Genomic DNA, 11,979 nt, shown 5'->3' with positions numbered 1-11,979 from the left:
AATCCTTTGGTAGTCCGAACTCTCAGAGCGGTGGCCACCCTGGCGCCCCGTGTCACGTGACGGTGTGACACGGGGGTGTTTCAGGGTTGGTAGCGGCGGTGATCGGTGGCGAAATCGTCGGCGATGGTGGCGGCGAGTTCGACGTAGGCGCGCTTGGTGTGTTTGTGCAGGCGGTGCAGGTCGATTTCGGCGCCCTCGGACATGTGCGCGTCGAACGGGATGATGTGCACGGCGCGGCAGCGGGACAGGAAGTACTCGCGCAGTTGTTGGATGCCGACGTTCGGCGATCCGGCGCGCGGGGAGTTGATCACCACTACCGCGTTGCGGACCAGGTGGTCGTGTCCGTGCAGTGACAGCCAGTCCAAAGTCGCTGCGGCGCTGCGGGCTCCGTCGATGGCGGGGGAGGAGATGAGCACCAGCGAATGGGCCAGATCGAGCACGCCCGACATCGCCGAGTGCATCAGTCCGGTGCCGCAGTCGGTCAGGATGATGTTGTAGAAGCGCTGCAGGATCCGCGCGACCGCACGGTACTCCTCCTCGCTGAACGCCTCCGAGGCCGCCGGATCGCGTTCGCTGGCAAGCACTTCCAGTCGGCTGGTGGCCTGTGAGGTGTGCCTGCGCACATCGGAGTAGCGCTGGATCGATGGATCGAGCAGCAGGTCGCGCACGGTGGACCTGGTCTGCAGCGGCACCCGCTGCGACAGCGTGCCGAAGTCGGGGTTGGCGTCCACCGCGATCACCCGATCGCCTCGGATCGACGCGAAGATCGACCCGATACCCATTGTCGTGGTGGTCTTTCCGACACCACCCTTCAGGGACAGCGTCGCGATCCGATAGTCGCCGCGCACCGGTTGCCTGATCCGCGCGACCAACTCCTGCAGCCGCAGCTCCTCGGCGGACAGGCCCGGATTGAGCGCGCCACCCGACACGTGATGCACGGCCTTACGCCAGCCACTGCCCGGCGACTTCTTGGCGCGCCGCATCGGCACATCGTCCAGTGACGGCGGCGGTCCCGACTGGTACTGCACACCCGGCTGGTACTGCGCACCAGGCGGGCGACCCCACTGTCCCTGCGGCGCAGGCGGTGTCGGCGATGCGCCGCCCGGCGCCTGCCCGCCCACCTGCGGTCCGGCGAATCCGCCGGCCGCGCGCGACGGGACATCGGTCGGCTGCTGCTCGTTGCCCGGCCCTGGCTGCTCATTGGCTGGCGCCTGTCCACCGACGAAAGGCGGTGTCCTACCGCCGGTTTCGTTCTGCGCCGCCGGTGCCGCTTGGTTGCGCCACGGTTCCCCGGGCGCCTGCGGCCCTGGCTGTTCGCTGCTCGGAGCCTGGCCTCCGATGAAAGGTGGTGTTCGGCTGGCGGTTTCGGTCGGTGGTGCTTGGTTGCGCCACGGTTCGCCGGGTGCCGGTGGGCCTGGCTGTTCGCTGCTCGGTGCTTGTCCGCCGATGAAAGGTGGTGTTCGGCTGGCGGTTTCGGTCGGTGGTGCTTGGTTGCGCCACGGTTCGCCGGGTGCCGGTGGGCCTGGTTGTTCGCTGCTCGGTGCTTGTCCGCCGATGAAAGGTGGTGTTCGGCCGGTGGTTTCGGTCGGTGGTGTTTGGTTGCGCCACGGTTCGCCGGGTGCCGGTGGGCCTGGCTGTTCGCTGACCGGTGCTTGTCCGCCCGCGAAGGGCGGTGTCCGGCCAGCGGATTCGTCTGTCCACACCGGTGCCGCGGCGTTGCGCCACGGCTCGCCCGGTGCCGGGGGGCCGGGCTGTTCGCTGCCTGGCGCTTGGCCGCCGACGGTGGGTGGTGTGTAGCCGCCCGGGCCGACCGGTGCGTACGGCCCGACCGGCGGCGGTGCGGGGTCGTTCGGTTGCGGTGGCCGACCGGGCTCGCCGACAGCTCCCGCCTCGATCTCGGACGGCAGGCGATGCCGCCCACTGGTCGTCGGCCGCGCCGTTCCGGCGTTGGAGGAGACCCAGCTGGGTGCCTGCCGACCGGAGTCGCGTTGCGGCTGACCGGATTCCGGCCGCTCCGTATTGCCTGGTGTCGGCGGTCCCGCCGACCACGGCGTGCTGTTCGCGCCTTGCTGTTCGGCGGCAGATCCGGGTGGGCGATCAGGCTGCGGGACACCGAGCGGGCCGGTGTTGCCGGACAACGGTCCGTACTCCGCGGCCGGACTGATCGGGCTCGACGGTGCCGGGTTCGCAGCCGGTCCTCGGCTCGGGCGTTCCTGATCCGGTTGGGTACCAGGGGGTGTCGTCGCACCGGAACCGCGCTCGGCGGGATCCGGCGCGTACGGCGCGCGACCCTGCGGCCCGGTCACGGGCTCCGGAGTTGTTGTCGCGCTTGGCCGTTCGCCGGGCGCGGGGCTCTGCTCCTGCGGTCCTGGCCGATCCGGTGGTGTCGTCGGGCCCGGTCGTTGAGTGGACGCGGCGCTCTCACGCGGCGGCTGCGATTCCCAGCCGGGTAGTTCTTGTCCTCGCGGCGGCGGACCATCGCCGCCGCGCATCGGTGCGTCGGGTCGCGCCGACGGCGTCTGCTCGGCGGAGGGCGCCGCCGACCGATCGCCTTGCGGCGGTGGGGGATCGGGCAGCGGTGGCCGACGCGGCGGGCTCGCGGGGCCGGTCGTCGGCTGCTCGGGCCTCGGTCCGGCCAGCCATGGCGGCGGGCCGTCGGGCTCGGGTGGCGCCGAACGCTCGGCGGGAGCGGGCGGCACGTTGCGCGGCGGGGCGTCCGGGATGGCCGTCGACGCCTGCGGCGGTGGATCCGGAAGGGCCGGTGGCGGTGGCAGATCGGGCCGGGCGGTCTTGTGCCGTGTTGTCACGTCGTTCGACGCGGGCGGTTCGGCACCGGCGCGCCTGCCGAGCGGTTGGAACGCGGGGAGCGGCGGGCCTGGGTTCCGGGTGGGCAGCCCCTGCGGGGGCGCTTCGGTGCGCTGTGCCGGTGCTTCGGTGCGCTGCTGCGGTGCTTCTTCGCGCTGCGGCGGTCCGGCCTGCCATGCGTCATCCGGACGCGGCTGTACGTACGCGTCCAGACCCGGCTGGCGCCACGGGTCGTCGCGGGGGGAATCGGGCTGCGGCGCTTCCGGTCCACGGGGAGTGGATTCGGGCGCGCGCCCGTGCGGGGCGGGTGCGGGCGCCTGCTGTTCCTCGGCGGCGGGCTGCTCGGTGTTCTTGTCGCCGCGCCCCCAGCGTCTGCCGCGCTTCTCCTGTCGACCACGTCTGCGGCCTGATCCCTCTTCGATCACATCGTCGGAGGGAAGGTTCTGTACCGGCGCTTCGTAGCCGACCTGTGTGACATCGCTCTCGGACAGCCACGGCGGCAGCATGGGGAGGCCGTCATTATTCCGGCTCATGCCTGCACCTCGCTAACGCTCGGCGCCGTCATGCCCGAGGGCGCTGCGTATGGGGTTCGCTCGCTGCGCTCGCTCACGGATCCCCCTCGATCTGCTCGACCCTGATACCTGGACAGCGGTCAGTTTACGCGACGCATGGACACGGCAGCGGGGCAGGAGGCCGGGCGCTCTCGCCCCCGATTCAGTGCTCTGATCGGGGCGAAAAGAGTACCGAGGCCCGGTGCTGGCAGGGGGCATTTTTGCCGGAACCATCCGGTACCGGTAAGCTGGAGCGGCGGTGCACCTATGCGCCGACTGTTTGTGTGTCTACCGGTCACTTCGACCGACAGGTCCATGTAAGCAGAAGCAAGCCAAACAAACCAGGTTGAGCGTAACCGGGATCGCGGAGGACATGGCGAAGAAAGACGGGGCCATCGAGGTCGAGGGTCGAGTTGTCGAGCCGCTGCCCAATGCGATGTTCCGGATCGAGCTCGAGAACGGTCACAAGGTTCTCGCGCACATCAGCGGGAAGATGCGGCAGCACTACATTCGTATCCTCCCCGAGGACCGCGTGGTCGTTGAGCTGTCTCCCTATGACCTCTCACGCGGCCGAATCGTCTACCGCTACAAGTGAATCGAGTGGGCGAACTCCGCTCGCGGAGTGCGCTCGCCGAAGTCGATTCACTTGGAGTTTTGTGGGGGTGCAACCCCCACACCCCGCCCGGCGGGCTTCGCCCCCGGACCCCGGCGGGGGTCGATAGAGCGATTACCGCTTGTTAAGGTACAACGTTCGCCCGACAGGGCGGCACAACAGACTTCCCCAGCCATTGGGCTGGGGAAAAACTGTGTTCACACCCGTGTGAACCACAACAAGATTGGACGGACGTGAAGGTTCAGCCGAGCGTCAAGAAGATCTGCGAGAAGTGCAAGGTGATCCGCCGTCACGGTCGGGTCATGGTGATCTGCGACAACCTGCGCCACAAGCAGCGCCAGGGCTGATCGAACGGGGGCAACCCCATACCGATCCGAGGCTTGCCGAGGGTCGAATCGACGCAGCACCAGCCGGGCACCGATCACTGATCGGCTTGGCCAACTAAAGAAGAACTCCCAGCTCCAGCCGCACGCTGCGGTATTCCAGGTTCGCCAGGAAGGCGTGTGTGCCAACCACCGGTACGGAGGCCGGTGCCCCACTAAGACGAGGGGACGGACAGGGAGCAGACCTCCGCAACAGCTAAAGGAACCTGCCACATGGCACGTCTCATGGGCGTTGATCTCCCGCGCGAAAAGCGCATGGAGATCGCGTTGACCTACATCTACGGCGTCGGCCGTACCCGCTCCAAGGAGATCCTCGCGGCCACCGGCATCAGCCCGGACCTGCGCAGCAAGGACCTCAGCGACGACCAGGTGACGCAGCTGCGTGACTACATCGAGAGCTCGCCCGAGCTCAAGGTCGAAGGTGACCTGCGCCGCGAGGTGCAGGCCGATATCCGTCGCAAGATCGAAATCGGCTGCTACCAGGGCCTGCGCCACCGTCGTGGCCTGCCCGTGCGTGGTCAGCGCACCAAGACCAACGCGCGCACCCGCAAGGGCCCGAAGCGCACCGTCGCCGGCAAGAAGAAGTAGGGGATAACCGATGCCTCCGAAGTCCAGGGCCTCCGGCCCCAAGAAGACCCAGAAGTCGCGTCGCCGGGAAAAGAAGAACGTCCCGCACGGCCACGCACACATCAAGAGCACGTTCAACAACACCATCGTGTCGATCACCGACCCGGCCGGAAACGTCATCTCGTGGGCGTCCTCGGGCCATGTCGGCTTCAAGGGCTCGCGCAAGTCGACCCCGTTCGCCGCGCAGCTCGCCGCCGAGAACGCTGCCCGCAAGGCGCAGGAGAACGGCGTCAAGAAGGTCGACGTCTTCGTGAAGGGCCCGGGTTCGGGCCGCGAGACCGCGATCCGTTCGCTGCAGGCCGCAGGCCTCGAGGTCGGCACGATCTCCGATGTCACGCCCCAGCCGCACAACGGCTGCCGTCCGCCCAAGCGTCGTCGCGTCTAGCGGGAAAGGAAACAGATAAAAAATGGCTCGTTATACAGGCCCCATCACCCGCAAGTCGCGTCGTCTGCGCGTCGACCTCGTCGGCGGCGACCAGGCGTTCGAGCGTCGCCCCTACCCGCCCGGCCAGCACGGCCGCGCGCGGATCAAGGAGAGCGAGTACCTGCTCCAGCTGCAGGAGAAGCAGAAGGCTCGCTTCTCCTACGGCGTCATGGAGAAGCAGTTCCGCCGGTACTACGAAGAGGCCAACCGCCTCAAGGGCAAGACCGGTGACAACCTGCTTCGTCTGCTCGAGTGCCGTCTGGACAACGTCGTGTACCGCGCCGGTCTGGCCCGTACCCGCCGTCAGGCTCGCCAGCTGGTCTCGCACGGTCACTTCACCGTGAACAACCGGAGCGTCAACGTTCCCAGCTTCCAGGTGACCCAGTACGACATCATCGATGTCAAGGAGAAGTCGCTCAGCACGCTGCCGTTCCAGGTGGCGCGCGAGACCGTCGGCGACCGTCCGGTTCCCGGCTGGCTCCAGGTCATCCCGGGCCGCCTGCGGATCCTGGTGCACCAGCAGCCCGAGCGCGCCCAGATCGATGTGCCGCTCTCGGAACAGTTGATCGTCGAGTACTACTCGAAGTAACACGCTGCTACACGGTGTGTGGTCCATCGAATCGGTGGACCACACACAACCCCTTAAACGAGGCGTCAAATAGCGGGCGCCCAAACAGGAGGATGATCCTAAATGCTGATTTCACAGCGTCCGACACTGACCGAAGAGGTCGTTGCCGAGAACCGGTCGAAGTTCACCATCGAACCGCTCGAGCCGGGTTTCGGTTACACCCTGGGCAACTCGCTTCGGCGTACCCTGCTGTCCTCGATTCCGGGGGCCGCGGTCACGAGCATTCGTATCGACGGCGTGCTGCACGAGTTCACCACCGTTCCCGGCGTGAAGGAAGATGTCACCGACATCATCCTGAACCTCAAGGGTCTGGTCGTGTCCTCGGAGGAGGACGAGCCGGTCACGATGTACGTGCGCAAGCAGGGCCCCGGCACCGTCACCGCCGGTGACATCGTGCCGCCGACCGGTGTCGTCGTCCACAACCCGGACATGCACATCGCCACCCTGAACGACAAGGGCAAGCTGGAGATCGAGCTCGTTGTCGAGCGCGGTCGCGGCTACGTCCCCGCCGTGCAGAACAAGGCGTCCGGTGCGGAAATCGGCCGGATCCCGGTGGATTCGATCTACTCGCCGGTGCTCAAGGTGACCTACAAGGTCGAGGCCACCCGTGTCGAACAGCGCACCGACTTCGACCGTCTGATCCTGGACGTGGAGACCAAGAACTCCATCAGCGCACGGGACGCGCTCGCCTCGGCGGGCAAGACCCTGGTCGAGCTCTTCGGCCTGGCCCGTGAGCTCAACGTCGAAGCCGAAGGCATCGAGATCGGCCCTTCGCCGGCCGAGGCGGACCACATCGCCTCGTTCGGTCTGCCGATCGAGGACCTGGACCTCACCGTCCGGTCCTACAACTGCCTCAAGCGCGAGGGTGTGCACACCGTGGGCGAGCTCGTCGCCCGCACCGAGTCGGATCTGCTGGACATCCGCAACTTCGGCCAGAAGTCCATCGACGAGGTGAAGGTCAAGCTGCACGCGCTCGGCCTCTCGCTGAAGGACAGCCCGGCGTCGTTCGATCCTTCGTCTGTGGTGGGTTACGACGCGAGCACCGGAACGTGGAGCGACAGCGGCACGTTCAGTGACACCGACGGTGGCGAGCAGGACTACGCCGAGACCGAACAGCTCTAGGCCAGACGCGGGGTAGGCACCCCGGCCCGGCCTCACACAAGGAGAACCAACAATGCCCAAGCCCAAGAAGGGTGCTCGCTTCGGCGGGTCGGCGTCGCACCAGAAGGCGATCTTCGCCAATCTGGCGACGGCGCTCTTCGAGCACGGTCGTATTTCGACCACCGAGTCCAAGGCCAAGGCGCTGCGCCCCTACGCCGAGAAGCTTGTCACCAAGGCGAAGGCAGGCACCCTTGCCGACCGTCGCGAGGTGCTCAAGGTGATCCGCAACAAGGACGTCGTGCACGAGCTCTTCGCCACGATCGGCCCCTCGTTCGAGGGTCGCGAAGGCGGCTACACGCGCATCACCAAGACGCTGCCGCGTAAGGGTGACAATGCGCCGATGGCCATCATCGAGCTGGTCCGCGAGAAGACCGTGACCAACGAGGCCGACCGGGCTCGCCGGGTCGCGTCGTCCAAGAAGACCGAAGAGGCCCCGGCCGCTGAGGTTGTCGAGGAGACCGCTGACGAGGCCGTTGCCGAGACCGCCGAGGTCGAGGCTCCGGCCGCCGATGAGGCCGCCGAGGACAAGAAGGACGAAGACAAGGCCTGAGGTCGAGTTCAGTTCTGAACGAGCCCGCCGCCCGCTCTGCGGGTCGGCGGGTTCGTTCGTTGACCAGGAGATCGAAGTGAGCGCGGAGGATTCGATGCTGTCGGCTGCCACGTCGTCGGATTCGGCTGAGCCGACACAGGATTCGGCGCCGGTCGAGGTACCTGCGCGTCCGGCGGCCCGGTTCCGGCTCGACATCAGCTACGACGGAACCGATTTCACCGGCTGGGCGCGACAGCCCGGGCTGCGCACCGTGCAGGGTGTACTGGAGGAATCGCTGAGCAAGGTGCTGCGCGAACCGGTGCAGCTGACCGTCGCGGGCCGCACCGACGCCGGTGTGCACGCCGAAGGGCAGGTCGCGCACTTCGATACGATCGCCGAGGTCGACACGGACCGGCTCGTGCACCGGATGGCACGATTCCTGCCGAAGGACGTGCGGATCAAGGACATTCGCGTCGCCCCGCCCGAATTCGACGCTCGTTTCTCGGCGATTCGCCGTCACTATGTGTACCGGCTGACCACCGCCCCCTACGGTGCCGAACCGCTGCAGGCACGCGGCATCGTCGCCTGCCGCCACGACGTCGACATCGACGCCATGCGCGCGGCGTCCCGAAACCTGTTGGGACTGCACAACTTCGCCGCCTTCTGCCGCCGCCGCGAGGGCGCGACCACGATCCGCGAACTCCAGCGCTTCGACTGGGCCCGGCACGCTGATCTACTCACCGCCTACGTCAGCGCGGACGCTTTCTGCTGGTCCATGGTTCGCAGCCTGGTCGGTGCCGTGCTCGCGGTGGGGGAGGGGCGTCGTACTCCGGACTGGGTCGGCGGTCTGCTGACCGAAACCGAACGTTCCAGCTCGGTGACCGTAGCCCCCGCGCACGGTCTCAGCCTGGTCGCCGTCGACTACCCCGCCGACGCGGACCTCGCCGCCCGCAACGCGGAGACCAGGGAAGTGCGCACGGTGCCGGTCGGCGATGGCTGTTGCGGCAGCTGAACCCGTTCCCTTGGCTGGAATAGGAACGACGGCACGGCGGTTCCGCAAAGCATGACAATCGAGGGTCTCGGACGGTTCGGCGTGTGGCGGGGGTACAACCTGTTTACCCCGGAAGACGCACAGGAGCTGGAGCAGTCCGGCTATGGAACGTTGTGGCTCGGGGCGTCGCCGCCCGCCGATCTGTCGACTGTCGAACCGTTGCTCGAGGCGACGGCGACGATCAACGTGGCGACCAGCATCGTGAACATCTGGTCCTCGCCAGCGAAGCAGGTCGCCGAGTCGTTCCACCGGATCGAGGCGCGGTTCCCCGGACGCTTCCTGCTCGGCGTCGGTGCGGGCCACCCTGAGCACACCGGTGAGTACCGCAAGCCGTACGACGCCCTCGTCGAATACCTCGATGAGCTGGACGAATTGGGCGTTCCGGTCGAGCGCCGCGCCGTGGCCGCCCTCGGCCCCCGGGTGCTGAAGCTGGCCGCCGAGCGCTCCGCGGGCCCGCTGCCCTACTTCGTCCCGGCCACGCACACCGCGCACGCCCGTGCCATCCTCGGCCCGGACGCTTGGATCGCCACCGAGCACAAGGTCGTGCTGACCGACGATGCGCGGCAAGCGCATTCGGTCGCGGACGGGACCGTCGGGTTCTACCTCGGCCTGACGAACTACGCCTCGAACCTGACCAGGCTCGGCTTCACCGACGAAGAACTCGCCAACCCCGGCGGCCGCGTCTTCGATGCCGTTATCGCACACGGCAACCCGGAGCAGGTCGTCGCCCAGCTCACCGCGCACCTCGATGCCGGTGGTAACCATGTCGCGATCCAGGTCCTGAACGAGGACTACGTGTCCGCGCTCCGCACGTTGGCTCCGCTGCTGAACAGCCACGGCTGAGCGACACACTTCGCACCCCGCACGAGGTCGAGACACCTTGTGCGGGTGCGCTCTTGTACCGGCGGTGACCAGGGGAAGCCCGTCGAGCAATCGCCCTAACGGAGTGTTAAGAACGGGCCCGGACAGTTCCCTTGCACCTGTGACAGCAGACACACTCGATCTCGGCTGACGCGCTGATGCGTCGAAGAAGGAGATCTTGTGACTACGACAAAGCCCGTCAGCGAGCGGCGGGTCGTCGCGAACGTGCTGCGCGGTTCCATCGGCAATCTCGTCGAGTGGTACGACTGGTACGTCTACGCCGCGTTCAGCGTCTACTTCGCGAAAACGTTCTTCCCCAAGGACGATCCGACGGCGCAGCTGCTGTCCACCGCCGCCGTTTTCGCCGTCGGCTTCCTGATGCGTCCCATCGGCGGCTGGCTGCTCGGCCGCTACGCCGACAAGTTCGGCCGCCGCTCCGCGCTGACGTTGTCGGTGACGGTGATGGCGGCGGGTTCGCTGCTGATCGCGGTGACCCCCGGCTACCAGACCATCGGCCTGGCCGCGCCGGCGATCCTGCTGATCGCCAGGCTGCTGCAAGGCCTTTCGGTCGGCGGTGAATACGCCACCAGCGCAACGTATCTGTCCGAGGTCGCCTCGTCGGGCAAGCGCGGGTTCTACTCGAGCTTCCAGTACGTCACCCTGGTCGCGGGCCAGCTCGTCGCGCTCGGCGTGCAGATCATCCTGCAGCAGTTCCTGACCAACGCGGAAATGAACAACTGGGGTTGGCGCATCCCGTTCTTCATCGGTGCGGCCGGTGCGCTCATCGTGATGTGGCTGCGGCGAAGCATGGACGAGTCCGAGCAGTTCCGGGCCGCGGCCGCGGATCCGGAGAACCGGGTCTTCATCACCGACGGGATCGCCGAGCACGCTTACCAGCACGGCAAGGACAAGGCAGCCGCGTCGGCGGCCGCGAAGCGGGGCGAGCCGAAGCCGCCGCCCGCGCGTGGTTCGCTGCGGATGCTGCTGCAGTACCCGCGCGAATGCCTGCTGGTGATGGGTCTGACGCTCGGTGGAACGGTCGCGTTCTACACCTACACGACCTATATGCAGAAGTTCATGATCAACACCTCCGGCATCTCCAAGGGCACGGTCGCCTGGATAAACTTCATCGCCCTGCTCGTGTTCGTTGTGCTGCAGCCGCTGGCCGGCGCGCTGTCCGACCGGATCGGGCGGCGCAAGCTGCTCATCTTCTTCGGTGTCGCAGGCACGCTGCTGACCGTGCCGATCATGACCGTGCTCGCGCACACCACGAACGTGCTCGCCGCGTTCGCGCTCATGATGCTGGCCTTGGTGATCATCTCCGGCTACACCTCGATCAACGCGATCGTGAAGGCGGAGCTGTTCCCGACCAAGATCCGCGCGCTCGGCGTCGGCCTGCCCTACGCGCTGACCGTCGCCATCTTCGGCGGCACCGCGGAAACCATCGCCCTCTGGCTGAAGCAGGCGAACCACGAATCGGTGTACTTCTGGTATGTCGCCGGGTGCATCCTCATCTCGCTGGTCACGTACTTCTTCATGCCGGAGACCTCGGCCACGTCGACCATCGACACCGAGGGATCCATCGCCGCCGCCGACGAGCCGAGATCGTCCGTCGGCCACCGTGCGTGACTGACCGCCCGGCGCACGCGCCGATCCACCCGCTATGGGACGATCGGCGCGTGCGGCTTGCGGTGGTCGAAGACGACGACGGCGTTGGCGATGCGCTGGTAGAGGCGCTGAACGCCCGGGGATACCGGGCCGAGCGCAAACGACGCGGCGCGGATCTGCTGATGGCGCACCGCGGCTACGACGCGGTCATTCTCGACCTCGGGCTGCCCGATGCCGACGGGCTGCAGATCCTGCGGCAGCTGCGCGAGGTGAGTCAGGTGCCGGTGCTCATCCTGACCGCGCGCAGCGACGAACGTTCGATCGTGCGCGGGCTGCGTGGCGGCGCCGACGACTACCTGGTGAAGCCGCCGCGCATCGCGGAACTGATGGCCAGGCTGGAGACCGTCACCCGGCGCGCGGCGGCCGCGGCGCAACCGACGCAAGCGGTGGTGGTCACCGGGGATGTGCGGGTGGACCTACAGGCCCGCGTGGTCGAGGTGGGCGGCGCGCCGATCACGTTGACGCAGAAGGAATTCGAATTGGTGCAGGCGCTGGTGGAGCGGCCCGGCGCCGCGGTGAGCCGCCAGCAGCTGATGGACCGGATCTGGGGCGACGCGTTCGTCGCGGTCTCGCGATCGCTGGACGTGCACATGACGGGGTTGCGCGCCAAGCTGAATCGGCCCGGGCTGATCACGACTATTCGCGGCTACGGATATCGGTGGGGGCAATGACCAGGGG

General features: G+C 67.4%; 12 protein-coding genes. 11 read left to right on the top strand and 1 reads right to left on the bottom strand.

The annotated features are described in order from the left end of the window. Positions 1-80: 80 nt before the first annotated feature. On the bottom strand, positions 81-3,338 hold the full coding sequence (locus tag OG203_RS20435) for an AAA family ATPase (RefSeq protein ID WP_405167226.1): 3,258 nt from the start codon (positions 3,336-3,338) through the stop codon (positions 81-83). 391 nt (positions 3,339-3,729) lie between these two features. On the opposite strand from OG203_RS20435, the gene infA reads away from it, so the two are divergent. The 11 genes from infA to OG203_RS20380 all read left to right on the top strand — a co-directional run bounded on the left by infA (position 3,730) and on the right by OG203_RS20380 (position 11,972). Continuing rightward, entirely contained in the window at positions 3,730-3,951 is a 222-nt protein-coding gene (gene infA, locus OG203_RS20430) for a translation initiation factor IF-1 (RefSeq protein WP_003418601.1), read from the top strand. Positions 3,952-4,202: 251 nt separating this feature from the next. Continuing rightward, positions 4,203-4,316 carry a 50S ribosomal protein L36 gene (gene rpmJ / locus OG203_RS20425; protein WP_011207363.1) on the top strand — a complete coding sequence of 38 codons (114 nt, stop codon included), beginning with the start codon at positions 4,203-4,205 and terminating at the stop codon, positions 4,314-4,316. A gap of 249 nt (positions 4,317-4,565) precedes the next feature. Continuing rightward, entirely contained in the window at positions 4,566-4,940 is a 375-nt protein-coding gene (rpsM, locus tag OG203_RS20420; RefSeq protein ID WP_218473860.1) for a 30S ribosomal protein S13, read from the top strand. A gap of 10 nt (positions 4,941-4,950) precedes the next feature. Continuing rightward, positions 4,951-5,364: a 30S ribosomal protein S11 gene (gene rpsK, locus OG203_RS20415; RefSeq protein ID WP_040731638.1), complete on the top strand. Its 414-nt coding sequence runs from the start codon at positions 4,951-4,953 to the stop codon at positions 5,362-5,364. A gap of 22 nt (positions 5,365-5,386) precedes the next feature. Then, the gene (gene rpsD / locus OG203_RS20410; RefSeq protein WP_357386299.1) at positions 5,387-5,992 is read left to right on the top strand and encodes a 30S ribosomal protein S4; all 606 of its coding nucleotides are present in this window, start codon (positions 5,387-5,389) and stop codon (positions 5,990-5,992) included. Positions 5,993-6,094: 102 nt separating this feature from the next. Continuing rightward, positions 6,095-7,153 (top strand): DNA-directed RNA polymerase subunit alpha, encoded by a 1,059-nt coding sequence (locus OG203_RS20405; RefSeq protein WP_014981770.1) that lies wholly within the window; start codon positions 6,095-6,097, stop codon positions 7,151-7,153. 52 nt (positions 7,154-7,205) lie between these two features. Further along, entirely contained in the window at positions 7,206-7,742 is a 537-nt protein-coding gene (rplQ, locus tag OG203_RS20400) for a 50S ribosomal protein L17 (RefSeq protein ID WP_405167225.1), read from the top strand. Between the two features lie 94 nt (positions 7,743-7,836). Further along, positions 7,837-8,733: a tRNA pseudouridine(38-40) synthase TruA gene (gene truA / locus OG203_RS20395; protein ID WP_405167932.1), complete on the top strand. Its 897-nt coding sequence runs from the start codon at positions 7,837-7,839 to the stop codon at positions 8,731-8,733. Between the two features lie 51 nt (positions 8,734-8,784). Beyond that, positions 8,785-9,615 carry an LLM class F420-dependent oxidoreductase gene (locus OG203_RS20390; RefSeq protein WP_405167224.1) on the top strand — a complete coding sequence of 277 codons (831 nt, stop codon included), beginning with the start codon at positions 8,785-8,787 and terminating at the stop codon, positions 9,613-9,615. 198 nt (positions 9,616-9,813) lie between these two features. Continuing rightward, positions 9,814-11,262 (top strand): MFS transporter, encoded by a 1,449-nt coding sequence (locus tag OG203_RS20385; RefSeq protein ID WP_405167223.1) that lies wholly within the window; start codon positions 9,814-9,816, stop codon positions 11,260-11,262. Between the two features lie 50 nt (positions 11,263-11,312). Further along, positions 11,313-11,972 carry a response regulator transcription factor gene (locus OG203_RS20380; protein ID WP_405167931.1) on the top strand — a complete coding sequence of 220 codons (660 nt, stop codon included), beginning with the start codon at positions 11,313-11,315 and terminating at the stop codon, positions 11,970-11,972. Positions 11,973-11,979 lie beyond the last annotated feature (7 nt).

This window comes from Nocardia sp. NBC_01499, assembly GCF_045040275.1.
In the GTDB taxonomy this organism is placed as follows: domain Bacteria; phylum Actinomycetota; class Actinomycetes; order Mycobacteriales; family Mycobacteriaceae; genus Nocardia.
Note: the sequence above shows the minus strand (reverse complement) of the source record. Positions and strands in the feature narration are given on the sequence as shown.

Bases quoted from the DNA above. Each gene is read 5' to 3' on its own strand.
- OG203_RS20435 (WP_405167226.1), bottom strand. From the start codon at position 3,338: ATGAGCCGGAATAATGACGGCCTCCCCATGCTGCCGCCGTGGCTGTCC.
- infA (WP_003418601.1), top strand. From the start codon at position 3,730: ATGGCGAAGAAAGACGGGGCCATCGAGGTCGAGGGTCGAGTTGTCGAG.
- rpsM (WP_218473860.1), top strand. From the start codon at position 4,566: ATGGCACGTCTCATGGGCGTTGATCTCCCGCGCGAAAAGCGCATGGAG.
- rpsK (WP_040731638.1), top strand. From the start codon at position 4,951: ATGCCTCCGAAGTCCAGGGCCTCCGGCCCCAAGAAGACCCAGAAGTCG.
- rpsD (WP_357386299.1), top strand. From the start codon at position 5,387: ATGGCTCGTTATACAGGCCCCATCACCCGCAAGTCGCGTCGTCTGCGC.
- OG203_RS20405 (WP_014981770.1), top strand. From the start codon at position 6,095: ATGCTGATTTCACAGCGTCCGACACTGACCGAAGAGGTCGTTGCCGAG.
- rplQ (WP_405167225.1), top strand. From the start codon at position 7,206: ATGCCCAAGCCCAAGAAGGGTGCTCGCTTCGGCGGGTCGGCGTCGCAC.
- truA (WP_405167932.1), top strand. From the start codon at position 7,837: ATGCTGTCGGCTGCCACGTCGTCGGATTCGGCTGAGCCGACACAGGAT.
- OG203_RS20390 (WP_405167224.1), top strand. From the start codon at position 8,785: ATGACAATCGAGGGTCTCGGACGGTTCGGCGTGTGGCGGGGGTACAAC.